Genomic DNA, 24,653 nt, shown 5'->3' with positions numbered 1-24,653 from the left:
GGGCCACTCCCCGCTTGCGCGAGGCCCCTCACTCCAAATCCGTCTGCACCATCGTCCCGGCAGCATGGATACACACGATCTCCAGCCGCCCCGGCCCGATATTGGTGAATTTATGCGGCACCCCGCCCGGCACCACCGCAATGTCGTTCGGCCCCACCTCGATCACCTCATCCCCCGCCACCACGCGCGCCCGGCCCGATTTGACGATCCAGGTTTCGGCATAGGGATGCACATGCAGTCCCGGCCCTTGCCCCGGATCATTGTCCACCGAGAAAAACGAAATGCCCGCGCCATAGCCATCCCCCTCGAACCGGATCGTCCGGCTTTTGCTCGGCGGTCTTTCCGCCGCCCGCAATACATGCATCGCCTGTCTCCTCTGCCTCTCTGACCACACGACGGACCAGCCTTGCCGGTTTCGACACGCCTTCCTTGCATTGGCCAATTGCATTCCGGGGCGATTCCCATATCCGCTGCAACAGGCTAGCCTCACGCCAGCAAACAGGAGACGACGACATGGCTGATTGGTGGCGCGGCGGCGTGATCTACCAGGTTTATCCCCGCTCGTTCCAGGACAGCGATGGCGATGGCGTCGGCGATCTGCCCGGCATCCTCCGCCGGCTCGATCACATCGCGGGCCTGGGCGTTGATTGCATCTGGCTCTCCCCCATCACCCAATCCCCGCAAGAGGATATGGGCTACGACGTCTCCAACTATATCGATGTCGATCCGCTCTTTGGCACGATGGAAGATTTCGATAGCCTGATCGAGCGCGCCCATGCCCTTGGCCTCAAGGTCATCATGGATCAGGTGGTCAGCCACACCTCCGACCAGCACCCCTGGTTCCGCGAATCCCGCCTCTCGCGCGATAATGCCCGCGCCGATTGGTATGTCTGGGCCGATCCGCTCCCCGATGGCTCCCCGCCCAACAATTGGCCCGCAGTGTTCGGCGGCCGCGCCTGGGAGTGGAACCCCACCCGCGGGCAATATTACCTGCACAATTTCCTCACCAGCCAGCCCGACCTCAACTTCCACAATCCCGAAGTGCAGGACGCGGTGCTCGATATCATGCGCTTCTGGCTCGAGCGCGGCGTCGATGGCTTCCGCCTCGACACCGTAAATTACTATTTCCACGACAAGAAGCTGCGCTCCAACCCGCCCAACAAGCGCGACGAGCATCTGCCCTATGCGGTCAATCCCTATGACATGCAGGAGCACAAATATTCCAAGAGCCGGCCCGAAAACGTCGCTTTCCTCCAGCGCGTCCGCGCCCTGCTCGACCAATTCCCCGGCACGACTTCAGTGGGCGAAGTGGGCGACAGCCACAAGGCCGTGGAATTGATGGCCGAATACACTTCGGGCGGCGACAAGCTGCATATGTGCTATTCCTTCGAGTTCCTGGGCCCCCAGTTCACCGCCAAACACTTCCGCACCCGCATCGAGCAATTCTTCAAGCACAGCACCGACGGCTGGCCCTGCTGGAGCTTTTCCAACCACGACGTGCCCCGCCACATCACCCGCTGGGCGCCCCATAGTCTCGATCCCGCAGCCCTGGGCCGGCAGGCCGCCGCGCTCCTGCTCAGTCTCAAGGGCTCGGTCTGCCTCTATCAGGGGGAGGAGCTGGGCCTGCCCGAAACCGATCTATTGTTCGAGGAACTGACCGACCCGCGCGGCATCCGCTTCTGGCCCGAAGACAAGGGCCGCGACGGCTGCCGCACCCCCATGCCCTGGGACGACGGCGAGGCGCCCAACGGCTTCACCACCGGCACCCCATGGCTCCCGGTCAAGCCGCCCCAATCCGCCCTCAACATCGCCCTGCAAAACGCCGACGCAAACTCCACACTGGCCTTCTACCGCGCCATCCTCGCCTGGCGCCGCACCCATCCGGTCCTCAGCGGCGGCGACATCGATTTCCTCAAAACCCCCGAACCCATCCTGGCCTTCCGCCGCACCGGCCCCGCCGCCACCATGCTCTGCGTCTTCAACCTCTCCCCCGAACCGCACCAGCTCACCCTGACTGGCGCAACCGCCACGCCCGAGCCCATCTCCCAACACGCCAATCTCGACAATGGTGCGCTAACCCTCGGCCCCAACGGCTACGCCTTCATCGCCATACCCGACGGCAAGATAAAACTGAGCTAAGCCCGAGGCCCTTGCAGCAGACCTCATGGTGAGCCTCCTGAGCTTGTCGAAGGACGAACTACGAGGTCGTGGCACCCACTAGGCGAGCCACCGCTGCACTGGGCGAACCGCATACCCACCGGCGCGTCGGTTCTATCGCCCCCTCTCCCCTGAGGGGAGAGGGCCAGGGTGAGGGGTGCGATGCTGGGGCATCACACCTGCTGTAGCATCGCACCCCTCACCCGGCGCTACGCGCCGACCTCTCCCCTGAGGGGCGAGGTGAGCCGGGGCACACGCGATAGCCCTCTCCCGGAAGGCATAACTCCCCCGCAAACAAAAAAAGACCCCCGGGCGCTCCCGAGGGGCTCTTTGCATGTGCCAATGCAGCGCCGGCTTATCCTTTCGCCGCGTTCGGGCCGACCGGCTTGAGCGTCAGCGGGTCAAAAAACGCCACGGTCTGGCTGCCGTGACCTGCATTACGCTTCGGACAGGCCGGTAATCTCAATAAACCTGCTCGAGCGTGTTCGGATCGAAGAATTGCATGATTTCCCCGCCGCCCGGCTGGCGCACAAAGGCGCGGATACAGCCATTCCATTCCTCGGCGCGCGTGGCATCCACCCCGATCCGGCGCAGCCGCATCAGGTTGAGCTCGTGGCGGTCATCCGAATCTATCGTGCCGATACGGATTCCCCCGCTGATGCGGATGCCGCCCGAGCCCCAATCGCCCCCGCTGCAAAACGGCGCTGCCGTGGCGGGCGTCGCCACCAGCAAGGCCAGCGCGAAAACACTCATCAATTTCTTGGACATGGAAATCTCCTCATTCCGCCTTCATGTGAAGGGCGATTGTGGCAGAGTCACGCCGGCTTTTCCCGCCGCCGGATCAATACCACCACCGCCGGAATGGCAAAGCTCAGCATCAACAGCCGGATCACATGGTGTGCCGCAATAAACGCCGTGTCATAGCCCAGCGCAATCCCCAGCGCGCCCATGCCCTCCAGCGCCCCGGGCGATAGCCCCAGCCAGATCTGCCCATAGGGCATGTCGACGAGCAGGCTGACGATCCATGCCATGATTGTCACGATGCCCACTGTCATTGCCGTCGCCACGATGCCGCCCTTGGCCGCAGTGATGAATTCGCGAGCCGTGATGCCGGCAAAGCGCGAGCCGATCTGTGCCCCCACCAGGATAAAGGTCAGCACCACCAGCGGCCCCGGCATGGCCTCGCTATAAAGCCCGCCCAGCTTGGCCGCCGTCGCCGCCGCCATCGATCCCAGCACCAGCCCCGCCGGCACTTTGAGCCGGATAAACACCAACCCCACCGCAATGCACCCCGCGGCCAGCGCCAGCAATTGCCAGACGTTCAGGAACTCGCCCGCCACCGGCGGCGGGAAATGATCGATCGGCAAAAACATCGCCCCGATCGGCACCACAATGGTCAGCATCAAAATGCGGATCACCTGGATAATGGCGATCTGCCGCGGCTCGCCCACTCCCGCCGAGGCAATGCCCATCACAAACGACAAATGCCCCGGAAACGAGCTCATATAGGCCGTTCCCCGGTCCAGCTTGAACACCGCCGACAGCATCCAGCCAGTCAGCGAAATGATCAGCACTAATTCCAGCGCCAGCGCCGCCAGGCTCACCGGCCAGCTGGCGATCAGGCTCAAACTGTCGGGGGCGACACTCGCCCCCATCATCATGCCCACCAGCACGAACACCACATCGCGCAACCGGTTGGGAATGCGCATCGGCAGTCCCGCCATCGCCGCCGTCGTCACCGCCAGCGCCCCGCCCATCAACCACCCCGCCGGCATGCTGAGCGCGGTCGCAACCGCACCCCCGCCCGCCGAAACGGCCAGGGTCAGCAGGGTAGGGTATGCCGCTTGCAGCAATGATCGGGAGGGAGAAGCAGTCATTTGGCCAATACGAGTTTCTTGCAATTCAGGGCGTCGTCCACGCCACCCGGGTGTCGACCCTTCATAGGACCATCAGCCCGCACAGGGTCATTTCACCCCCACAATGTCATTCCCGCGAAAGCGGGAACCTCCGTTTTTGTGGCCCCGAACTCTCCCAGCCACAATGTCATCCCGGCGCAGGCCGGGATCCATGCTGAAGGCCATCAGCACCATCCAGCGCCGGAATGACCCGGTGGTAAGGAACAGGGTGTGGTCACCCCACCGGCATTGCCCGTTCCGCCAGCCGCACCCAATAGCTCGCGCCCACCGGAATAGCCGCATCGTTGAAATCATACGTATCGGTATGCAGTTCCGAGCTGTCCCCATTGCCCAGGAATATATAGGCCCCCGGCCGCTCCTCCAGCATGAAGGAAAAATCCTCCCCGCCCATCGAAGGCGGCACATCCGCATCCACCCGATCCGGCCCGGCGATCTCACTCGCCACCTCCGCCGCAAAGGCCGTCCGCCCCGGCTCATTCACCGTCACCGGATAGCCCCGCGCATAGCGAATGCTCGCCGTTGCGCCAAAGCTCGCAGCAAACTGCGGCACCATCTCGCCCAGCCGCGCTTCGATAAAATCCTGCACTTCGCTATCCAGCGTGCGCACCGTCCCGGTAATCTTGGCCGTCCGGGAAATCACATTGTCGGCTTCCCCGGCCTCGACCATCGTCACCGACACAACGGCGCTTTTGAGCGGATCGACATTGCGCGACACAATTGTCTGCAGCGCCGTCACCAGATGCGCCGCCACCATGATCGGATCGATCGTCTGCTGCGGCCGCGCCGCATGCCCGCCCACGCCCGTAATGTCGATATAAAACCTGTCGGTCGCCGCCATGATGCCGCCGACCCGGATGCCGAAATGCCCCACCGGCATGCCCGGCCAATTGTGCATGCCATAGACTTCGGAAATGCCGAAGCGCTCCATCAGCCCGTCCTGCACCATTTCCTTGCCGCCGCCGCCGCCTTCTTCCGCCGGCTGGAAAATCACCGCCACGCGGCCATCGAAATTGCGCGTCTCAGCCAGATATTTTGTCGCGCCCAGCAGCATGGCCGTGTGCCCGTCATGCCCGCAGGCATGCATGCGGCCCGCCACGCTGCTGGCATAATCCTTCCCGGTCTTTTCCGTCACCGGCAGCGCATCCATATCCGCACGCAGCCCGATCGTCTTGCCGCTGCCATTGCTGCGCCCATTGATGATTCCCACCACCCCGGTCCGGCCCAGCCCGGTCACGATTTCATCGACCCCGAATTCGGCCAGCAGCCCCGCAACCTTGCCCGCCGTCCGCTCCACATCGAACAGGATTTCCGGATGCGTGTGGAAATCCCGTCGCCAGGCGGCAATCTCGTCATGAAATTCGGCAATTCGGTTCAATACGGGCATCAAAACGTCCAAAACAGGCAAAGCTAACGTCAATGTCGCTGCCCCAAAGCCCGCCGTCAACCTTGCCCACGCTGTCCGCCGCAAACCATGTCGTGTTCCTGGCTCCCAACCACACCCCACCCACAATGTCATTCCGGCGCAGGCCGGAATCCATGCTGAAGGCCATCCATACACTGCATGGCGCGACCCGTCCCCGATCCCTCCTCCCCACCGCTCTCCCTCGGGCTCGACCCGAGGGCCACTCTTCGCTTGCACCGAGACAGCGGCGTTTGGCGAGAGCTCCCAAGTAGACCTCATGGTGGGTCTCCTGAGCTCGCCGAAGGGCGAACCACGAGGTCGTGGCACCATCCCGCCACGACCCCACCCTTCGACAAGCTCAGGATGAGGTCTGCTGGAAGTACCACCCCAGCACCCTTTTCCAAAAATCCCGCCCCCGCTGGTCAGAATTTCCCCTGCCAGCCTTGTCGGCCTCGCCCAACTTTGCCATGACAGGCCGAGCTTCGAGGGATTTGCAGAACACCCATGAAAATACTTGTCGCCGTCAAGCGCGTCGTCGATCACAACGTTCGCATTCGCGTCCGCCCCGATGGTTCGGGCGTCGAGACCAATGGTGTGCGCATGTCGATGAACCCCTTCTGCAAGCACGCGGTGGAAGCCGCTGTCCAGCTTGCCGAAGCCGGTCAGGCCGAGGAAATCGTCGTCGTCTCCATCGGCCCCAAGCCGGCGACTGACGTCATCCTCACCGCACTCGCCATGGGTGCCCATCGCGGCATCCTGGTCGAAACCGATGCCGAGCTCGAAACCCTCGCCATTGCCAAGCTCCTGGCCAAGATCGTCGCTGAGGAAAATCCCGGCCTGGTCCTCCTCGGCAAGCAGGCCGTAGACGACGATTCCAACCATGTCGGCCAGATGCTCGCCGCCCTCACCGGCCGCCCCCAGGCCACTTTCGCCTCCGAAATCAAGGTCACCGGAACAGGGCTCGAAGTCACCCGCGAGGTCGATTCCGGCCGCCAGACCCTTTCCCTGCCGCTACCCGCCGTGGTCACCGCGGACCTCCGCCTCAATACCCCGCGCAACGCCGCCCTGCCGCAAGTCATGAAGGCTCGCTCCAAGCCCTTGGTCACCCGCTCCGCCGCCGATTTCGGCGTCGACCTCGCCCCGCGCCTGACCGTCGAAAAGATATCCCCGCCGCTCGAACGTATGGCAGGAAAGACTGTAGGGTCGGTTGCCGAACTGGCCGCCTTCATCGCCGGCGATGTTTCGCAGATGGAGGCGCTGTAATGGCTGTCCTGATCCTTGCCGACCATGACCTCGGCACGCTCTCGCCATCGGCCCCCCGCATCGTCCATGCGGTCGCCGAACTGGGCCCGGTCGATGTGCTGGTGCTGGGCGAAGGCATCGGCCAGGTGGCCGAAGCAGCTGCAACCATTGCTGGAGTCGCAAAAGTGCTGGTGGGGCAGGGTGCTGGCTTTGCCGCGCCTGTCGCCGATGCGAGCGCTGCGTTGCTCGAAACGCTGGCCGAACGTTATCACTACGTGGTCATGAGCGCTGGCGCATCGGGTCGTGAGTTAATGCCCCGTCTGGCCGCCAGGCTCGACCTCATGCCGGTCACCGATGTCGTCGCCATACTCGGCCCCAACCGCTTCGAGCGCCCGATCTATGCCGGCAATGCCCTGCAAACGGTCACCTCGAACCAGCCCAAGCACATCCTCACCCTGCGCGCCTCGGCCTTCCGCGCCGCCGCATCGGGCAATGCCGCCCCCATCGAACCCATTGATGTTTCAGGCATTTCCTCTGCCGCCAAGGTCATCGCATCGCATCGCACCCAAAGCGACACCCCCGATCTCGCCACCGCCCAGATCGTGGTCGGCGGCGGCATTGCCGTCGGCTCGGCCGAGGGCTTCCAACTCATTGAATCCCTTGCCAAAAAGCTCGGGGCCGCCATCGGCGCCACCCGCGCCGCGGTCGATGCCGGTTACGCTCCCAATGATTGGCAAGTCGGCCAGACCGGCAAGATCATCGCCCCCGATCTCTACATCGCCATCGGTATTTCCGGGGCGCTGCAACACCTTGCCGGCATCCAGGGCGCCAAGAAGATCATCGCCATCAATAGCGATGCCGAAGCCCCGCTGGTCAAGCTGGCCGACATTGCTTTGATCGGCGATCTCTTTGAAATCATTCCGCAATTGATCTCCGAGCTGGACAAGACCGGCCTTAAACGCTGAACCGATACCAATTGCAAAAAATCCTCCGCCGCCTATAAAGACCCCGCCTTCCCACCGGAACTGCTCCACAAAATGTTCGAGACCCTCACCAAGGCCCCCGGCGACAAGATCCTGGCGCTCATGGGCGAATACGCGGCCGACCCGCGCTCCACCAAGATCGACCTCGGCGTCGGCGTCTACAAGGACGAAAAGGGCGTCACGCCCGTCATGTCCGCCGTCCGCAAGGCCGAGCAGCGCATTCTCGAAAACGAAAAAACCAAGACTTATCTGGGCATTGCAGGCAATAAGGGGTTCGGTGCCGCCGTGCTCGACCTGGCCTTGGCCGATAGCGTCGACCGCTCCCGCGTCCGCATCGCCCAGGCCCCCGGCGGCACCGGCTCGCTCTGGGTTCTGATGCAGTTGATCAACCGCGCCAAGCCCGGCGCCACGGTCTGGGTCTCCGATCCGACCTGGCCCAACCACAATCCGATCGCCGAAAATTCCGGTCTCAAGGTCGAGAAATACCCCTATTTTGACACCGAAACCCGTGGCGTCAAATTCGCGCAAATGCTTGCCGCACTTGATAAATTGGGCAAGGATGACGTCGTTCTGCTGCATGGCTGCTGCCATAACCCGACCGGCGCCAATCTCACCAATGAACAATGGGATCAGGTCGCGCAGAGCCTGGCCCGCACCGGTGCTTTGCCCTTCATCGACCTGGCCTATCTGGGCTTCGGCGATGGCCTGCTCGAAGACGCCTATGGTACCCGCAAGGTGATCGCCTCGGTCCCCGAAGCGCTGATCGCCTTCTCGGGTTCCAAGAATTTCGGCCTTTATCGCGAACGCATCGGCGCCGCCATCCTCATCGCCAGGGATGCGGAACAGGCCGATGTCACCAATTCTCAGCTCCTCAACATCATCCGCGGCGCCTATTCGCAGCCGCCCGATCATGGTGCCGAGATCATCCGCGTCATCCTTGAAGACAAGGGTTTGCGCGCCGAGTGGGAAACCGAGCTCAATCAGATGCGCGGCCGCATGATCACGCTGCGCGAAAAGCTGGCCGAAGCTATCCGCCAGCGCTCAAATTCCAAGGATTTCGACTTCATCGCCGCCCATCGCGGCATGTTTTCGCTGCTTGGACTGCCCAATGACGTTGTCGAACATTTAAAAGCCGCCAATGGTGTTTATATGATTGGTGACAGTCGCATCAATGTCGCCGGCATCCCGGAGGATCGGGTCGGCGACTTGGCGGAAGCCATGCTCTCGGCGATCAAATAAGCCAGTCCATTCGCCTTGCAGCCCGGCCCCGCCGTGCTACACATTTTGCTGAACAGCTCTTAGGAGGGAACCATGAAGTTCTTCGTCGACACTGCAGAAATCAAGGACATCAAGGAGCTGTACGATACAGGCCTGCTCGATGGTGTCACCACCAATCCGTCGCTGATTGCCAAGTCCGGCCGCGATTTCAAGGAAGTCGTCAAGGAAATCTGCGGCATCGTTCCCGGCCCGGTCTCGGCCGAAGTCGCTTCGCTCGAATATGACGGCATGATTGCCGAAGGCGAAGTGCTGGCCAAGCTGGCCGATAATGTCGTGGTCAAGCTCCCCCTGACGCTCAATGGCCTCAAGGCCGCCAAGACCTTCAAGGAACGCGGCATCAAGACCAATGTCACGCTCTGCTTCTCGGCCAATCAGGCCCTGCTCGCAGCCAAGGCTGGCGCAACCTATATCTCGCCCTTCCTGGGCCGCCTCGATGACATCAATCTCGATGGCGTCGAGCTGATCGAAAACATCCGCCAGATCTACGACAACTACCAGTTCGAAACCCAGATCCTGGCCGCCTCGATCCGCTCGCCCAACCACGTGACCCAGGTCGCTTTGGCTGGCGCCGACGTCGCCACCATCCCGCCCGACGTGATCCGCAAGCTGGCCAATCACCCGCTGACCAATGCGGGCATCGAAGGCTTCCTCAAGGATTGGAAAGCCACGGGCCAGACGATCGTCTAAGGAGCGCTCTGCTCTTCCTTCTCCCATGGGAGAAGGTGCCCCACAGGGGCGGATGAGGGGTCTACGACCCATATGATAATCGCGTGAGGGGTGGTTAGCCCCTCACCGTCTCGGCCTGCGGCCGATCCGCTTTCGCCCGCAACGGGTGAGGGCAAGGGCAGGGGCCAAGCGCAGCAAAGGTCCCCAATGGCCGATACCGAACTCGCCGCAGCCATCAAATCCGCGCTCGACGCCGTCGAAATCCCCGGCGGCGGCATGCTGTCCGGCTATGCCGGGCTCTCCGAAATCATCGTCACCCCCAGTGCCGTGGCCTTCGCCATCGCCGTTGCGCCCGGTATGGAGGCCGCCTTCGGTCCCGCCCGCGACGCGGCCCAGCAGGCCGCTCAAGCCGTCGCGCCCGGCCGCAAGATCATGGTGTCGCTGACCTCCGGCAAAGCCCCCGCCACCGGCCAGGCAGCGGCCCAGGGGCGCCCCGGCCCCGCACCTAAACAAGCCGTGCCCGGCGTCAAGGCCATCATCGCTGTCGGTTCGGGCAAGGGCGGCGTCGGCAAATCCACCACCGCGGTCAATCTGGCCCTGGCCTTCGCCGCCGAAGGCTTGCGCGTCGGTATTCTCGATGCCGATCTCTACGGCCCCTCCATTCCCAAACTCCTGGGCCTCGAAGGCAAGCCGGCCGTGCGGGAAGACGGCATTTTCACGCCCCATAGCGCCTTCGGCCTCAAGGCTATGTCGATCGGCTCCATGCTCAATCCCGACCAGGCCGTGGTCTGGCGCGGCCCCATGGCGACCTCCGCGCTCCGCCAATTGCTGCGCGAAACCGATTGGGGCGATCTCGACATTCTCGTCGTAGACCTGCCCCCCGGCACGGGCGATATCCATATTTCCCTGTTCCAGCAGTCCGAAGTCGATGGTGTCGTCATCGTCTCCACCCCGCAGGAATTGGCGCTGATCGATGCCAAAAAAGCCGTCGACATGCTGCGCCGCATGGGTGTGCCGCTGCTCGGCCTGATCGAGAATATGAGCTATTTCATCGCCCCCGATACCGGCACCCGCTACGATATTTTCGGCACTGGCGGCGCCGAAAATGCGGCCAGGTCACTCGACATGCCCTTCCTCGGCGCCGTGCCGCTGGTCATGTCGATCCGCGAAAACTCCGACATCGGCCAGCCCCCCGTCGTCTCCGCCCCCAATGGTCCCGAAGCCCAGGCTTTCCGCGCCATCGCCACAAGAATCCTGCAAGGCTCGCCCACGTTGCGGCGCTAGCGATCTCTTGCCATAGCTGCGCCGTGTCAGCACTCTAGGACATGCGGCGCAAACCCGCGTGTCCCGGAGCCCTCAATGACCGCCACTTCCCTGATGACCGAGCAGAAGCACCCGGACGAAGCCTCTCGCGACCGCGATTGGTGGCGTGGTGCGGTGATCTACCAGATCTATCCGCGCTCCTATCAGGACCAGAATGGGGATGGCGTGGGGGATCTCGTCGGCATTACCAGCCGGCTCGATTACGTTGCCGATCTGGGCGTCGACGCCATCTGGCTGTCGCCGGTTTTTACCTCCCCGATGAAGGATTTCGGCTACGACGTCTCCAATTATCGTGACATCGATCCCAGCTTCGGCACGCTCGAGGACTTCGATCGCCTCGTGCAAAAGGCCCATTCTTTGGGCCTCAAAGTCATCATCGATCAGGTGATTTCCCATTCATCGGACAAGCATGCCTGGTTCTCGGAGAGCCGCCAGTCCCGCACCAATGCCAAATCCGACTGGTATGTCTGGGCCGATCCCAAGCCCGATGGCACCCCGCCCAATAATTGGCTGTCCATCTTCGGTGGTTCCGCCTGGTCCTGGGATAGCCGGCGCATGCAATATTACCTGCACAATTTCCTGGTCTCCCAGCCCGATCTGAATTTCCACAATCCTGAAGTGCAGGATGCCGTGCTGGCCGAAATGCGCTTCTGGCTCGAGCGGGGCGTCGATGGCTTCCGCCTCGACACGGTCAACTTCTATTTCTGCTCGCTGGGCTTTGAGGACAATCCAGTGGTCCGCCCCGAGGATTTCAACGCCTCGACTGCCCCCGCGGTAAATCCCTATAATTTCCAGGAACATATCTACGATAAGTCCCGCCCGGAAAATCTCGCCTTCCTCACCCGCCTGCGCGCCTTGATGGACCAATATCCCGGCACCACCACGGTGGGGGAGATCGGGGACAGCCAGCACCAGCTCGATCTCATGGCCCAATACACTTCGGGCGATGACCACCTGCACATGGCCTACACATTCGACTATCTGGGCGGCGAATTTTCCGCCAGGCACTTCAAGACCTCGATTGCCGCCGCCGAAAGCCAGGCCCCCGATGGCTGGATCTGCCTTGCCTTCTCCAACCACGATGTGGTGCGCCATGTCAGCCGCTGGGCCGTACATGGGCAGGAAGCCGCCTTCACCCGCCTTGCTGCCACGCTGATTCTGGCCATGCGCGGCTCGGTCTGCCTCTATCAGGGCGAGGAACTGGGCCTCAAGGAAGCCGAACTTTCCTTTGCCGATCTGGTCGACCCCTATGGCCTTGAATTCTGGCCCGAGTTCAAGGGCCGCGACGGCTGCCGTACGCCCATGGTCTGGCAGGCCCATGTTCGCAACGGCGCCTTCTCCACAGCCGAACGCACCTGGCTGCCCGTCCCCGCCGAACACCTGACCCATGCCGTCGATACCCAGCACGGTGTCGATGGCTCCGTGCTCGAATTCTACCGCGCTCTGCTGGCCTTCCGCAAAACCCATCCGGCCCTCGCCAAGGGCAAGATCACCCTGCTCGACTCCACCGGCGATATCCTCGCTTTTACGCGCGAGGAGGGGGACGACCGCCTGCTCTGCGTCTTCAACATGGGCGACCGCGCCGCCGAGTTCGCCATTCCCACCGGGCTTGATCCCCACCATGCCGAATGCCCCGGCGTTATCGCCGCGCCGATCGATGGCGAACTCGATCTGGAACCCTTCGGCGCCTATATCGGTGTTCTGAACTGAGCGATTATTTTGCCGCTCGGATGGAACCAAACCCACCCACCCGCAATTGCCTCCCCGTCACCCCGGGGAGGAACCCATTGATGAAGTCGCTTCTATCAACCCTGGCCATTGCGGCCGGGGCGCTTGCCGTGTCCTTGCCTGCCATGGCGCAGGATTTTCCCAGTAAATCCATCAATCTGATCGTCCCCTTCGCCGCCGGCGGGTCAACCGATCTGGTCGGCCGCATCGTCGCGGAGGCCATGAGCGCCCAATTGGGCCAGCAGGTCCTGGTGGTCAACCAGGCCGGCGCCGGCGGCGTACTCGGCGCCACTGCAGTGGCCGATGCGTCTCCCGATGGCTACACCATCCTGATGGGCACCATCGCCACCCACGCGCTCAGCGCTTCGCTCTACGCCACGCCGCCCTTCGATCCCTCCGCCGATTTCACCCCGATCTCGCTGCTGGTGACCGTGCCCAATGTGCTGTTGGTCAACCCTGAATTTCCCGCAACCAATGTCGAAGAACTGATCGCTCTGCTCAAGGCCGAGCCCGAAGCCCATGCCTATGCGTCTTCGGGCAATGGCACCCCGCTGCATCTGTCCGGCGAATTATTCAAGTCCATGGCCGGCGTCGACATGGTCCACGTGCCCTATCAGGGGTCCGGCCCCGCTTTGGTCGATGCGCTGAGCGGCGCCGTGCCGATCATCTTCGACAATCTGCCCTCGGCCACCGAGCATATGAAGGGTGGCACGCTGCGTCCGCTGGCCGTCACAACGCTCGAACGCGCCGCCAGCTTCCCCGATGTGCCCACCATGGATGAAGCCGGCGTTCCCGGCTACGAAACCAACACCTGGAATGCCCTCTTTGCGCCGGCGGGCACTCCGCCCGAAGTGGTCGCCAAGCTCAACGAAGCCGCCGTCGCCGCCGTGCACGATCCAGCGGTCCATGAACGGCTTGCCGAAGTCGGCGCCATCGTTATCGGCTCAACGCCGGAAGAGCTGGCCACCCATGTCGCCACCGAAGTCGAGCGCTGGGCTCCAGTGGTCGAGGCCTCAGGCGCGACGATCCAGTAGCGGCTCGCCCACATCCGGCAGGCGCGCGGCCATCAGTTCGCGCGTCAGCCTGTGCTGCGGCTCGGCAAATATCGTCTCCGGCGAACCTTCCTCGACGATCCGCCCCGCCTCCATCACCAGTACCCGATCGGCCACGGCGCGCACCATGTCGATATCGTGGCTGATGATCAGGTAGGTCAGCCCGAACTCCGCCTGCAGCCGCGCCAACAGCGCCAGCACTTCGCCGCGAACCGACACGTCCAGTGCCGAAACCGGCTCGTCCAGCACCACCAGCTTGGGCCGCGTCACCAGCGCCCGCGCAATGGCCAGCCGCTGCCGCTGCCCGCCCGAAAATTCATGCGGATACCGCGCCAGCATGTCGCTGCGCAGCCCCACCGCCTCAATGGCTTCGACCAGCCGGCGCTGCTTTTCCACCAGGTCCAGATTCTCTTCCAGCCGCAATGGCTCGCCCAGCGATTGGGCGATGGTCAATCGCGGATTGAAGCTGCCAAATGGATCCTGAAACACCAGAGAAACGTCGCGCCTTTGCTCCCGCGGCAGGTCCGTACCGCGATACGCCGTCCCGTCTAGCCGCACCTGGCCCGAGGTCGCGCTGTCGAGCCCGACAATGATCTTGGCCAGCGTGGTCTTGCCGCAACCCGAAGGCCCCACCAGCGCCACGCATTCGCCATTCCCGATGGCGAGGCCCACCCCGGCCACCGCCCGCAACGGCTTCTCCCGCCATAGCCAAATCCCGCCCTGCCGATAGTCGCGCACCACGTCGTCCACCACCAGCAATGGCGCGCCGCCGGACTGGTGGTCCTCCCGCGTGACCTCGAACCGCGACGACGCCACCAGCCGCCGCGTATAATCCTGCTGCGGGCTCGAGAACACGCTGGCCGCCGGGCCAGTCTCCACCAGCCGCCCGCGATGCATCACCGCCACCCGGCTGCACAGCACGTTCACGGCTTTCAGGTCATGGCTGATAAACAGCAGCGCCATATGCCGCCGCGTACAGATCTCGGCAATCAGATCCAGCACGCGCTTCTGGGTGATCAGGTCCAGCGCCGAAGTCGGCTCATCCGCAATCAGGATGTCCGGCTGGCTCGCCAGCGCCATGGCGATCATCACGCGCTGCCGCTGCCCGCCCGACAGCTCATGCGGAAACCGCTCGCCATGGCGCAGTTCCAGCCCCACTTCCTCAAGCAGGTAGGGCACATCCAGCTGCGCGCTGTCGCTGCGGTTGAGAGTGATGGCCTCCTTGATCTGCTCGGTCACTCGCATCAGCGGGTTCAGCGCCGTCATCGGCTCCTGAAACACCATGCCGATCCGCTTGCCACGCAGCCGCGCCATCTCGCGCTCATTGGCGGGCAGGGGCATTCCATCAATGCTGATGCTGCCGCCCATCACGGCGCCCTCGGGCAAGAGCCCCGTCACCGCCAGGGCGGTCAGCGTCTTGCCCGACCCGCTCTCCCCGACAATGCCGAACCGCTCGCCGCGCTCGAGCGTAAAGCTCACATCGCTGACCGCCTCGCTATTTCCGAAGCGCACGGAAAGCCCTTTGACCTCAAGCAACGACATTGGCATTCACCTGCCGCAGCCGCGGATCGATGGCGTCGCGCAATCCGTCCCCGGCAATATTGAGACCGATCACGATCAGCACGATGCACAGCCCCGGCACCAGCGTCAGCCATGGGTGGATCAGGAACATCGATTGCGCATCGCGCAGCATCAGCCCCAGGCTGGTGGCCGGCGGCTGGGTGCCCAGCCCCACATAGCTCAGCCCCGCCTCGGCCAATATGCCCAGCGACAGCTGGATGGTCCCCTGCACGATGATCAGGCTCATGATATTGGGCAGCAGATGCCGATAGGCGATGGAGGCCGGCCCCAGCCCCGGCAGCCGTCCCGCCGCCACGAAATCCAGCACTGCTATACTCAATGCGCCGCCCCGCGCCACCCGCGCAAACACCGGAATATTGAACAGCCCGATCGCCAGTACGGCATTGATTGCCCCCGGCCCGAACAAAGCCGTCACCAGAATCGCAACAATGATGGCAGGGAAGGCAAAGAGGAAATCGGAAAAGCGTAGCACCAGCCATTCCACCGGCCCGCCCCAGGCTGCCGCCGCCAGCCCCAGCGGCACGCCAATGCCGGCCCCGATGGTCACGGCCAAAGCCGCCACCACAAAGCTCGTCAGCGTTCCCGACATGACCAGTGAAGCCATGTCTCGGCCCAGATTGTCCGTACCCAGCCAGTGTGCGGCATCGGGCCCGAGGAAGCGCCGGGCAATATCGATCTGGGCGATGGGGTAGGGGGTCCAAACCAGCGAGATCAGCCCCAAAAGGGCAAACAGGATCGTCCCGGCAAGGCCGATCGTCAGATTGGGATGCCGCTTCAGGAAATTCATGGCGTGCTGCGCCCCCGCAGGCGTGGATCGACCAGCCCATAAGTCAGGTCGACCACGAACATCGTCGCTGTCACCGCCACGATCAGCACCACAATCGCCCCGCGCACCAGGATCAGGTCACGCTCGGAAATCGCGGTGAAAACCAGCCGCCCCAGCCCCGGCAGGTAGAACACATTCTCGACGATGATCGTGCCGGCGATGAGAAAGGCAAATTGCAGCCCCAGAATGGTCAGTACCGGCAGCAATGCATTGCGCACCCCATGCCGCCACACAGCCTCGCCCATGGTCAGCCCCTTGGCCCGCGCCGTGCGGATGAAATCCTGCCCCTGCACATCCACCAGCGCCGTGCGCATCACCCGCGCCAGGATCGAAGCCTGCGGCAGCGCCAGGGCCAGGCTCGGCAATATCAGCCCGCGCAGCGATAGCCATGGGTCTTCGTCCCAGGGCGTAAACCCGCCTGGCGGCAGCCAGCGCAGCCCCACGGCAAACACCAGCGTCAGCATCATGCCAAACCAGAAATTGGGCACTGCGACTCCCAATTGCGCCAACACCATAATGGCCGTATCCGGCGCCTTGCCGCGCGCCCGCGCCGAAACGATCCCCAGCGGCAGCCCGATCACCATCGAAATGATCATGGCCATGACGGTCAACGGCAGCGTCACCGCCAGCCGCTCCCACAGCAAGCCCGCCACCGGCGCGCGCTGGGTATAGGACATGCCGAAATCCCCGCGCAGCATGCCCCCAAGCCAGCTCAGCAACCGCTCATGCGCCGGCGCATCCAGCCCCATCTGCGCCCGCAAATTGGCCACCGCCTCGGGCGTGGCGGTAACGCCCAGGGTGAACCGCGCCGGATCGCCGGGCAGCAGATCGAGCAGATAGAAAATCACCACTGCCGCCAGCAGTAGCGTGGCGGCAAAACCGAGAAAGCGGCGCAGGGCGAAGAGGATCATAATGCGTTGCCCCAACCGTTGGCCGGTTCCGGCATTGCGGCGGACCAATCAGCGATGCTCACCCTAACCTTCTCCCCTGAGGGGCAAGAGGACTATAGAGCCGCTGGATCGTCGCATCTGCCTTCTGCCCACCGACGGGAGGGCGCTATTCCACCCAGTATATCCCCCGCAATACCAGCCCCTCGATCGGCGAATTCTGCCACATGCCCGCCAGCTTGGCGTTCCACACGCCGGTCTGGGCAAGCTCGAACAGATAGCCATTGACCGCATCCTTGGCCAGGATGGTCTGTGCCTCGATAGCCAGTTCCTTGCGTTTGGCGTCGTCAACCGTCTCATTGAGTGTCTTGATCAGCGCCTGGAAGTCGGGATTGTCATAGCCGAAGTAGTAGTCCGGATTGGCATAATTTCCAATGTCGAACGGCTCGACATGGCTGATGATGGTCAGGTCGAAATCATGATTGGTATAGACATCCTGCAGCCATTGCGCGAACTCCACATTGATCAGCTCGAGCTTGATGCCCACTGCCGCGAACTGGCTGGCAATGATCTGCCCGGAGAGCCGCGCATAACCCAGGGGCGGCAGTTTCAGCGTGGCGTTGAACCCATCGGGATAACCCGCTTCCGCCAATAGCGCCTTGGCCGCGTCCGGGTCATAGGGATAGGTGCCGGTCAGGTCGGTATAATAGGCATTATGCGGCGCAAACGGCGCCCCGATTGGCGTGCCATAGCCATAGGTCGCCCCATCGATGATCGCCTGGCGATCGATGGCATGGGCCATGGCCTGCCGTACCTTCAGATTATCGAACGGTGGCTTGCGATTATTGGTCCCCAGGATTGTTTCGCCCTCGGTCGTGCCTACCAGCACCTTGAATTGCGGATTGCCCTCGAACACCGCCAGCGAATCCGGCGCAAAATTATTGGTGCCGTCGATATCCCCGGCCAATAGCGCACTGGTCATCGCCGCCGTGTCGCCAATGAACCGGTAGCTCGCCTTGGTCAGCGCCGGCAACTCGCCCCAATAGGGCTCATAACGCTCGAGCAATACGCGATTGCCCTTGTCCCATTGCACAAAGGCAAATGGCCCGGTGCCGATCGGTGTGGTCGCATTATTGCCGGCGCTTTCCGGCGCCACGATCACCGCGTCACCCCGGCCCAAATTGAACAGGAACAGCCCCACTGGCTTGCTCAGCGTGAAGCTGACCGTGAACGGGTCGACCACGCTAACTTCAGCGATGTCGGTATAGAGTTCCTTATGCGCATTGACGCTGTCAGCCGCCAGAATCCGCTCGAAGGTGAATTTGACGTCGTCGGCATCGAAAGCCGTACCGTCATGAAAGGTCACCCCCTCATGCAGTTTGAACGTATAGGTCAGGCTGTCGTCCGAAATGGTCCATGAACTGGCCAGCCCTGGCTGCACCGCGCCATTTTCGTCGATGGCGGTCAGGCCCTCGAAAATGTTCTGGTAGACCACGATGTCGATGGCCTCAGCCGCGCCCGCTGTCGGGTCCAGAATTGGTGGCTCCAGCGCCACCCCGATCCGCACTTCGGTCGGCTGCTGCGCGAGAGCCGCGCCACTCAGTGCGCCCGCCACGGCCAGCGCCAACGCAGCGCCCGTCAAAATCCTGCCCATTCACTCGCTCCAAAAACGGCGCTTCCGGCGTCCCTCCGGAAGAATCGCGCGTGCTGGCGCATGAGGCGCCAGCTCCCATCGCCCGATGGTATAGGGCAATGGCGCCGATATGGCAGTAGCAAGTGTAGTTATACTTTCCGCCGATCGCCCAGCCGCGTAGCAAGGATCACCGGAACCAGCCCCGCCAGCACAATGAACAGCGCCGGCATGGCCGCCTGCGCAAATAGCCCCACATTGGCCCGCCCATAGACCAGCGTTGCCAGCGTATCCACCCCCAGCGGCCGCAACAGCAAAGTCGCCGGCAATTCCTTGACGATTTCGACGAAAACCAGCGTCGCCGCGCTCACAATGGCCGGCATCAGCGTCGGCAAATCCACCCGCAGCAACAGCCCCAGCCCGCTCTGCCCCAGCACCCGCCCGGCATGCAGCATGGAATCGCCGCGCTTCTTGATCGCAGCGTCCAGCGTTGAATGGCTCACCGCCAGAAACCGGATCGCATAGACATAAAGCAGCGCCGCCATCGAGCCCGACAGGATCAACCCCGGCCGCCAGCCCGCCAGCGCCATTGTCATGCGGTTGAACCATAGATCGGCCTGTCCCAGCGGCTGCAGCAGCCCCAGCGCCAGCACCGTGCCGGGAATGGCATAGCCTAAAGTCGCCAGCCGGATCGCGCCGCGCGAAATACTGCCGGCATGCTGGCCGATCTTGGCCGCCACCAGCCCCAGGATCACCGTGATGACCGCTCCCGCTGACGCCAGGATCAGCGTCGGCCACAGCGCCGCCAACGTCATCTTGATCGTTTCAGGCAACACCAGCCGGAACGCCAGATAGCTCAATTCTCCCACCGGAATGCCAAAGCCCATGCCCAGCAGCACCACGCAGAATCCAAATGCCGCCCAGGCCCGCCCCCCGCTCAATTGCTCGCGCGCCGGCGGCACCCGGCTATCCCGATTGGCCAGATAAACCCGATTATGCCGCGCCCGCTGTTCGGCCGCGATCAAGAGGCCAATGACCAGCACCACTGTCACCGCCAATTGCGCTGCCCCGCCAAAGTCCGAGCGGTTGATCCAGGTCGAATAGATGATGGCGGTAATGGCATTGACGCCGAAATACTGCACCGCCCCCAGATCGTTGACCACTTCCATCATCGCCAGCGTCACGCCAACGACGAGCGCCGGCCGCGAGGTCGGCAGGATGATGGCAAAAAACGTGCGCATGCCGCCCGCGCCCAGTGTACGCGCCGCAATATTGAGCGAGGCTGACTGCATCAGGAAAAAGCCGCGGCAGGCCACATAGACGTATGGATACAGCACCGAGGACAGCACGATCGCCGCGCCCCAATGGCTGCGAATGTCAGGAAACCAGTAATCCCGCAGCGTCCGCGCCCCGCTCACCCCGCGCAAGGCGGTCTGTAGCGGCCCGGTAAAACCCAGAAATTCCACATAGCCATAGGCCGCCAGATACGTCGGCACCGCCAGTGGCAATACCAGCATCCAGTCGAACACCCGGCGCAGCGGAAAATCGTAATGCGTTACCAGCCACGCCGCGGTCAGGCCCACGACGCCGGTCAATACCCCCACCGATCCCATCAAAATGCCGGTTTCCCGCAGCGCAGCCGGCAGCATGTTTGCGGTCAGCCCATTGCTGCCGCTCGCCAGTGCCGCCCAGCCCAGCCACAGAATCGGCAGCCCCGCCGCCACGGCCAGCACAAACGCGACGACCGGCAGGGCTTTCACCCCACCGGTCTGATTCTTGGTCACGCGTTTCAGAGCCGTCAAACAACCACCGTGTCATTCCGGCGCAGGCCGGAATCCATGCTGAAAGGCTGCAGCGGCATCGGGGCTGGACAGCGCCTAGTTCTGCGCACCTTCGTTGAACTTGAGCTCATCGACAAGTGCCGCCGCCGCCGCACGGTTCGCTGCGACCTCGACCAGCGGGGTGTCCACCGGGTTGAGCGCACCCCAGGACAGGGTCAATTCGGCCGGCGCTACCGACGCCACCACCGGGAATTCGTAATTGGTGTCGGCATAGATCTGCTGGGCTTCGTCTGACAAGAGGAACGCGATCAGCGCATTGGCATTTTCAGCATTGGGCGCATGCTTGGCAATGAATCCGCCGGCGACATTGACCTGGGTGCCTTCACCCTCGGCATCGGGATAGATGATCCGTGCCGAATTGGCCCATTCCTTCTGCTCCGGCTCAGCCTCGTTGTTCAGCATGGCGCCCATATAATAGGTGTTGGTGATCGACAGATCACACGTCCCCGCCATGATATTCTTGACGCCTTCACGGTCATTGCCCGATGGCGCATAGGCCATGTTGTCGCGCACGGCGGCCAGCCAGGTGCGGGTCGCATCAAGCCCAGTGGCGGCGATGCGCTGCGCGATCAGCCCGATATTGTAAGCATGATCGCCCGGGCGGGTGCAAAGGCGGCCCTTCCATTCGGGTCCAGCGATGTCCTCATAGGTCAGCGCCGTCTCGGTGACGCGATCCTTGGAGACGTAGAACACGCGGGCGCGCAGCGACAGCGCAGTCCAATTGGCATCGTCATCGCGGAATGCTTCGGGCACGCGCTCTGCCAGCGCGGCGGTGGTGATGGGCTGGGTCAGGCCTTGCTCTTCGGCACCCACCAGATTGCCGATATCGACGGTCAGCACCACGTCGGCGGGCGACAGCTCGCCCTCGGCCGCCACGCGTTCCAGCAGGCCATCGCCGGCATAGAGCACATTGGCCTCGATACCGGTCTCGGCGGTGAACTTGTCCAGCAGCGGCTGCAGCAGACCCTGTTCGCGATAGCTGTAAATATTGACTTCGCCGCTCTGGGCAAAGCTGGGGGTGCCCAGGCCCAACAGGAATGTTGAACTCAGCAGGGCAAAGGCAAGGCGCGTCGTCTTTGTCATGGTTCTCTCCCAAGGCGGAGCGTTAAAGGCCCGCTAATGGAGGCGTTGTGTCGGCAGCGCTCCGCCATGTCAATAAAATACAATAATAACAAAGGCTTGCACCTTAGAATCATTCAAATTCAGGTGTCAAATCCGGTGCGAAAACAAGCCGTTAGCTGAGCGCGGAATTCATATTAAAATCTGCGGCATCGCAGCCCGATCTGCAGGCAGGCGCTTAACTGCTCGGCTGGTCCGATTTCAGGGCGGGCCGGTCCACCAGGTCCGACGGGATCACCAGCGTAAACAGCATGCCCGTCGCCCCCGCCGGGTCCACCGACAGCGCAAAGCCATTGACCGCCAGCAGCGAACGCGTCAGCGCCAGGCCCACGCTGGAGCGCACCGGCGCCAGCGCGCGGCCCTCCCGGCTCAGCCCGTCGCGAAACACCACGAAGCGCTCCGCCATGTCCACCGGGGCGGTCGAGCTATCGCGCACATGAATGGCAATGCCGCCATCATCTTCGCGCTGCGCCGAAATCACCACCGCGCCACCGGTCGGTGTCTGGTCGATCGCCGAAGCCAACAGGTTGAGCACCGCCTGCGCCAGCGACGCGCGATCCGCCGTCACCCGCGGCAGGCTCTCCGAAATCGCATTGCGCACGATGACGCGGGCATTGCTCGCCTGCTGGCGAATGCGCATCACGCAGCTTTCCAGCAGGCTTGTCAGCTCGATGCTGGCGCGCTGCGGCATATAGCGCCCGTCGCGCAGCCGCGCATAATCGTCCAGCTCATCGACCAGCGCGGCGATTTCCTGCCCCGCCGCCGCAATGTCCTGCGCATATTCTTCATAGCGCTCATTGCCCAGCGCCCCGAAGGCTTCCGAGCGGATCAGTTCGGAGAATCCGACAATCGTATTGAGCGGCCGCCGCACGCCGCGGCTGATCCGTGCCAGCAGCGCCGGATCGGGTTCGCCGGCACCCGGCAGCCGGACCGGAGCCGTGCCGCGCTCTTTGACAAAGCCGAAATAGCCGGTGACGATCCCCGCCTGGCCCTGCGCGAAAATCGTCATTTCCGCCTTGCCGCCATCGCTGGCCAGCACGAGGCAGGGACGCGCCGTCTCGGCAAAGCGGGCCGGCCGCTCCAGAAATTCGCGCAAAGCCGGCAATTCGTCTTCCGCCACCAGCCCGCTCAGCGGCCGACCGGCCAGGCCCGCGCCCGGTTCCGCCAATAGCGTCACGGCGTGCGGACTGGCCAGATTGATCACCCCGGCCCGGTTGGCGTCGAAAAAGCCGTCGCCGCGCAGCTCGGCAAACGATTCGGCAAAGGCGCGCACCGCCGCCTCGTGCCCGGTGCGCACTTCGGTGGCGCTGGCCGACAGCATCAGGGCAGGGCGCCCCTGCCAGGAGATCGATTGCAGCCGCGCCGTCACCGGCACCAGCGTGCCGTCACGCTGCATCAAATGGTTGACCGGCCCGGCTTCCTGCTCATCCGGTCCCGCCGAGGGAAACACCGAGGCCAGCCCCGCCGCGCGCAATTGCTCCACCGAATCATAGCCCACCATTTCGGTAATGGCCCGATTGGCAAACAGCACCTGCTGGTCGCGAAACACCAATATGCCCAGCGGCAGCCGGTTGAGTACCAGCGTTTCCCCGCCCAGATTGATCAGCGCCCCGGCCGCTCGCTGCGGCTGCGGCGCTGGCATTGGCGGTCCCGCCGCGGTCGGCGTCGCCGGCTGGGCAGGTTCGCCCGCACCCACCCGATCATTCAAAATCCGCGACAATTCATCAAAATTATAGCGCGACACCCGCTCGACAGCTTCGGGATCCTCTGGCAAGGTCGGCGCAATCTCGGCCACCGCCGCCGCCACGCTTTCCGGATCCGTGCCTGCCAGCTCTGTCACCGCCGCTTCTGCGTCTTCCGCATCATCATCGCCTGCATTGGCCACAAATCCGCGCCCCGTCACCCGGAAAAGCTGCTCTGGTACGGGCGCTTCAGGCTCATCCGGATCCTGCGCCGCATACATTACGTCATCATCCGCCGTCAGCGGGGTAAACAGCGCCTCATCCGCCGCCAGCCGATCGACCAGCGCCGCGAGCCGGCTAACCGATTCGGCCGCCACATCATCCTCGTTCTCGTGCCATTCAGCCCCCGGCCCATCCCGAAACGCTGCCGGCCCCTCAGGCTCTCCGCCCGCAGTTTCGGTGGCCGGCGCGGTATCCTGTTCGGCCGCGTGCCAATTGGCTAATTCCTGCTCATAGGCCTGTTCATCCGCGACGATGAGATCGCCAACCACGTCGTTTGCGATCATCTCCTCATCCGGCGCGTCGCTGCTCTGAACCTCAGTGACAGATTCGGGTGGTGCATCCGCGTCGCCATCGGCAGTTACGGATCCTGCGACAGAATCGTCCTGCCGCATGGCCTCCGCTTCCGCCGCATCATCCTCTGCCGCACCTGCCGCCAGAATTTCCGCCGCGATCGGGTCCACCCCCACAATCAGCAGAACCGGCTGCCCGTCCTGCCAGATCAGTGGCGTCGTCGCACAGGTGCTCGAGGCCGGCTTGTCGCCTGCCAGAAACTGAACTCGCGCCAGGCTGGTCCGCCCGGTCGAGCCGAGCCGGATATTGCGCGCCACCTGCCCTTTGATCGGGGCGGCGAGCGGGGCGCGCTTGAGCCCATGTTTCTTGATTTTGGCGAGGAATAGCCCGGCGGCGGCATTCTGCCAGATCAGCTGGTCGCCCTCGCGCGACCACAGCCAGGCCGGACGAGCATCATCGGCATGCTGCAGCACGCGACGGGCGCTCGGCGATGTGATCCAGTCGGCATCCATATACAGCCAAATTCCGTCGAGAAGGGGCGGGCTCCGCCGCGCTGTGCCAGATCGGCACAAATGTGCCCAAAGTCCTTACGGTTTCTTCAATATAGTGCGCGTGTCGCATGGTCCAGAGCGGGTGGCACACGCTTCCGTACGCTTTGATCGCCATGGTTAAGTGCAAAAACCTTACGAATGGTCACGTTTGCGTGCCCGTCATGCACTTGTTGTGGAAATGCGCAGCCTTCAGCGGTGGAATGAGGCAAAATGGGT

At 63.4% G+C, this 24,653-nt stretch carries 20 protein-coding genes; 8 read left to right on the top strand and 12 right to left on the bottom strand.

All coding sequences use genetic code 11. The annotated features are described in order from the left end of the window. Positions 1-28: 28 nt before the first annotated feature. Complete coding sequence (locus tag FF80_RS09175) at positions 29-364, bottom strand: cupin domain-containing protein (RefSeq protein ID WP_035099570.1); 336 nt, start codon at positions 362-364, stop codon at positions 29-31. A gap of 149 nt (positions 365-513) precedes the next feature. Between FF80_RS09175 and FF80_RS09170 the strand changes: the two genes are divergently transcribed. Continuing rightward, positions 514-2,139, top strand: a complete 1,626-nt coding sequence (locus FF80_RS09170) for an alpha-glucosidase family protein (RefSeq protein WP_035099568.1) — start codon at positions 514-516, stop codon at positions 2,137-2,139. 480 nt (positions 2,140-2,619) lie between these two features. Here FF80_RS09170 and FF80_RS09165 read toward each other — a convergent pair whose 3' ends face one another. The 4 genes from FF80_RS09165 to FF80_RS21655 all read right to left on the bottom strand — a co-directional run bounded on the left by FF80_RS09165 (position 2,620) and on the right by FF80_RS21655 (position 5,611). Next, on the bottom strand, positions 2,620-2,925 hold the full coding sequence (locus FF80_RS09165; protein ID WP_035099567.1) for a hypothetical protein: 306 nt from the start codon (positions 2,923-2,925) through the stop codon (positions 2,620-2,622). Positions 2,926-2,972: 47 nt separating this feature from the next. Continuing rightward, positions 2,973-4,034: an AbrB family transcriptional regulator gene (locus FF80_RS09160; protein ID WP_081917343.1), complete on the bottom strand. Its 1,062-nt coding sequence runs from the start codon at positions 4,032-4,034 to the stop codon at positions 2,973-2,975. Positions 4,035-4,287: 253 nt separating this feature from the next. Next, on the bottom strand, positions 4,288-5,457 hold the full coding sequence (locus FF80_RS09155; RefSeq protein ID WP_035099565.1) for a M20 aminoacylase family protein: 1,170 nt from the start codon (positions 5,455-5,457) through the stop codon (positions 4,288-4,290). After that, the gene (locus tag FF80_RS21655) at positions 5,423-5,611 is read right to left on the bottom strand and encodes a hypothetical protein (RefSeq protein ID WP_152558319.1); all 189 of its coding nucleotides are present in this window, start codon (positions 5,609-5,611) and stop codon (positions 5,423-5,425) included. The genes FF80_RS09155 and FF80_RS21655 overlap by 35 nt, the downstream gene beginning before the upstream one ends. A gap of 368 nt (positions 5,612-5,979) precedes the next feature. Between FF80_RS21655 and FF80_RS09150 the strand changes: the two genes are divergently transcribed. The 7 genes from FF80_RS09150 to FF80_RS09120 all read left to right on the top strand — a co-directional run bounded on the left by FF80_RS09150 (position 5,980) and on the right by FF80_RS09120 (position 13,729). Beyond that, on the top strand, positions 5,980-6,738 hold the full coding sequence (locus FF80_RS09150; RefSeq protein WP_035099564.1) for an electron transfer flavoprotein subunit beta/FixA family protein: 759 nt from the start codon (positions 5,980-5,982) through the stop codon (positions 6,736-6,738). Continuing rightward, positions 6,738-7,682: an electron transfer flavoprotein subunit alpha/FixB family protein gene (locus FF80_RS09145; protein WP_035099563.1), complete on the top strand. Its 945-nt coding sequence runs from the start codon at positions 6,738-6,740 to the stop codon at positions 7,680-7,682. Before FF80_RS09150 ends, FF80_RS09145 begins: the two co-directional genes overlap by 1 nt. 72 nt (positions 7,683-7,754) lie before the next feature. Then, positions 7,755-8,939, top strand: coding sequence for an amino acid aminotransferase (locus FF80_RS09140; protein WP_035099561.1), 1,185 nt, complete (start codon positions 7,755-7,757; stop codon positions 8,937-8,939). 72 nt (positions 8,940-9,011) lie between these two features. Next, positions 9,012-9,665: a fructose-6-phosphate aldolase gene (fsa, locus tag FF80_RS09135; RefSeq protein WP_035099559.1), complete on the top strand. Its 654-nt coding sequence runs from the start codon at positions 9,012-9,014 to the stop codon at positions 9,663-9,665. 186 nt (positions 9,666-9,851) lie between these two features. Beyond that, a complete protein-coding gene (locus FF80_RS09130; protein ID WP_035099557.1) occupies positions 9,852-10,928 on the top strand; it encodes an Mrp/NBP35 family ATP-binding protein in 1,077 nt (358 codons plus the stop codon). A gap of 75 nt (positions 10,929-11,003) precedes the next feature. Beyond that, positions 11,004-12,677 carry an alpha-glucosidase gene (locus FF80_RS09125; RefSeq protein WP_081917342.1) on the top strand — a complete coding sequence of 558 codons (1,674 nt, stop codon included), beginning with the start codon at positions 11,004-11,006 and terminating at the stop codon, positions 12,675-12,677. 80 nt (positions 12,678-12,757) lie between these two features. Next, positions 12,758-13,729 (top strand): tripartite tricarboxylate transporter substrate binding protein, encoded by a 972-nt coding sequence (locus FF80_RS09120; RefSeq protein ID WP_035099555.1) that lies wholly within the window; start codon positions 12,758-12,760, stop codon positions 13,727-13,729. On the opposite strand, the gene FF80_RS09115 is transcribed toward FF80_RS09120, so the two are convergent. From FF80_RS09115 to FF80_RS09085, 7 genes are all read right to left on the bottom strand, one after another. After that, complete coding sequence (locus FF80_RS09115) at positions 13,709-15,289, bottom strand: ABC transporter ATP-binding protein (protein ID WP_035099553.1); 1,581 nt, start codon at positions 15,287-15,289, stop codon at positions 13,709-13,711. The genes FF80_RS09120 and FF80_RS09115 overlap by 21 nt on opposite strands. After that, positions 15,276-16,115, bottom strand: coding sequence for an ABC transporter permease (locus FF80_RS09110; protein ID WP_035099551.1), 840 nt, complete (start codon positions 16,113-16,115; stop codon positions 15,276-15,278). The genes FF80_RS09115 and FF80_RS09110 overlap by 14 nt, the downstream gene beginning before the upstream one ends. After that, complete coding sequence (locus FF80_RS09105) at positions 16,112-17,065, bottom strand: ABC transporter permease (RefSeq protein ID WP_035099549.1); 954 nt, start codon at positions 17,063-17,065, stop codon at positions 16,112-16,114. The genes FF80_RS09110 and FF80_RS09105 overlap by 4 nt, the downstream gene beginning before the upstream one ends. A 145-nt stretch (positions 17,066-17,210) precedes the next feature. Then, positions 17,211-18,695, bottom strand: coding sequence for an ABC transporter substrate-binding protein (locus FF80_RS09100; protein ID WP_035099548.1), 1,485 nt, complete (start codon positions 18,693-18,695; stop codon positions 17,211-17,213). Between the two features lie 128 nt (positions 18,696-18,823). Then, positions 18,824-20,455, bottom strand: coding sequence for an iron ABC transporter permease (locus tag FF80_RS09095; protein ID WP_035099546.1), 1,632 nt, complete (start codon positions 20,453-20,455; stop codon positions 18,824-18,826). A gap of 93 nt (positions 20,456-20,548) precedes the next feature. Beyond that, a complete protein-coding gene (locus FF80_RS09090; protein ID WP_035099545.1) occupies positions 20,549-21,595 on the bottom strand; it encodes an extracellular solute-binding protein in 1,047 nt (348 codons plus the stop codon). A 214-nt stretch (positions 21,596-21,809) separates the two neighbouring features. Beyond that, positions 21,810-24,398, bottom strand: a complete 2,589-nt coding sequence (locus FF80_RS09085; RefSeq protein ID WP_035099542.1) for a HAMP domain-containing sensor histidine kinase — start codon at positions 24,396-24,398, stop codon at positions 21,810-21,812. Positions 24,399-24,653 lie beyond the last annotated feature (255 nt).

This window comes from Devosia sp. LC5 (assembly GCF_000735585.1).
Classification (GTDB): domain Bacteria; phylum Pseudomonadota; class Alphaproteobacteria; order Rhizobiales; family Devosiaceae; genus Devosia.
This window is presented reverse-complemented; position numbering and strand designations above follow the sequence as displayed.

Bases quoted from the DNA above. Each gene is read 5' to 3' on its own strand.
- FF80_RS09175 (WP_035099570.1), bottom strand. From the start codon at position 364: ATGCATGTATTGCGGGCGGCGGAAAGACCGCCGAGCAAAAGCCGGACG.
- FF80_RS09170 (WP_035099568.1), top strand. From the start codon at position 514: ATGGCTGATTGGTGGCGCGGCGGCGTGATCTACCAGGTTTATCCCCGC.
- FF80_RS09165 (WP_035099567.1), bottom strand. From the start codon at position 2,925: ATGTCCAAGAAATTGATGAGTGTTTTCGCGCTGGCCTTGCTGGTGGCG.
- FF80_RS09160 (WP_081917343.1), bottom strand. From the start codon at position 4,034: ATGACTGCTTCTCCCTCCCGATCATTGCTGCAAGCGGCATACCCTACC.
- FF80_RS09155 (WP_035099565.1), bottom strand. From the start codon at position 5,457: ATGCCCGTATTGAACCGAATTGCCGAATTTCATGACGAGATTGCCGCC.
- FF80_RS21655 (WP_152558319.1), bottom strand. From the start codon at position 5,611: ATGGATTCCGGCCTGCGCCGGAATGACATTGTGGGTGGGGTGTGGTTG.
- FF80_RS09150 (WP_035099564.1), top strand. From the start codon at position 5,980: ATGAAAATACTTGTCGCCGTCAAGCGCGTCGTCGATCACAACGTTCGC.
- FF80_RS09145 (WP_035099563.1), top strand. From the start codon at position 6,738: ATGGCTGTCCTGATCCTTGCCGACCATGACCTCGGCACGCTCTCGCCA.
- FF80_RS09140 (WP_035099561.1), top strand. From the start codon at position 7,755: ATGTTCGAGACCCTCACCAAGGCCCCCGGCGACAAGATCCTGGCGCTC.
- fsa (WP_035099559.1), top strand. From the start codon at position 9,012: ATGAAGTTCTTCGTCGACACTGCAGAAATCAAGGACATCAAGGAGCTG.
- FF80_RS09130 (WP_035099557.1), top strand. From the start codon at position 9,852: ATGGCCGATACCGAACTCGCCGCAGCCATCAAATCCGCGCTCGACGCC.
- FF80_RS09125 (WP_081917342.1), top strand. From the start codon at position 11,004: ATGACCGCCACTTCCCTGATGACCGAGCAGAAGCACCCGGACGAAGCC.
- FF80_RS09120 (WP_035099555.1), top strand. From the start codon at position 12,758: ATGAAGTCGCTTCTATCAACCCTGGCCATTGCGGCCGGGGCGCTTGCC.
- FF80_RS09115 (WP_035099553.1), bottom strand. From the start codon at position 15,289: ATGTCGTTGCTTGAGGTCAAAGGGCTTTCCGTGCGCTTCGGAAATAGC.
- FF80_RS09110 (WP_035099551.1), bottom strand. From the start codon at position 16,115: ATGAATTTCCTGAAGCGGCATCCCAATCTGACGATCGGCCTTGCCGGG.
- FF80_RS09105 (WP_035099549.1), bottom strand. From the start codon at position 17,065: ATGATCCTCTTCGCCCTGCGCCGCTTTCTCGGTTTTGCCGCCACGCTA.
- FF80_RS09100 (WP_035099548.1), bottom strand. From the start codon at position 18,695: ATGGGCAGGATTTTGACGGGCGCTGCGTTGGCGCTGGCCGTGGCGGGC.
- FF80_RS09090 (WP_035099545.1), bottom strand. From the start codon at position 21,595: ATGACAAAGACGACGCGCCTTGCCTTTGCCCTGCTGAGTTCAACATTC.
- FF80_RS09085 (WP_035099542.1), bottom strand. From the start codon at position 24,398: ATGGATGCCGACTGGATCACATCGCCGAGCGCCCGTCGCGTGCTGCAG.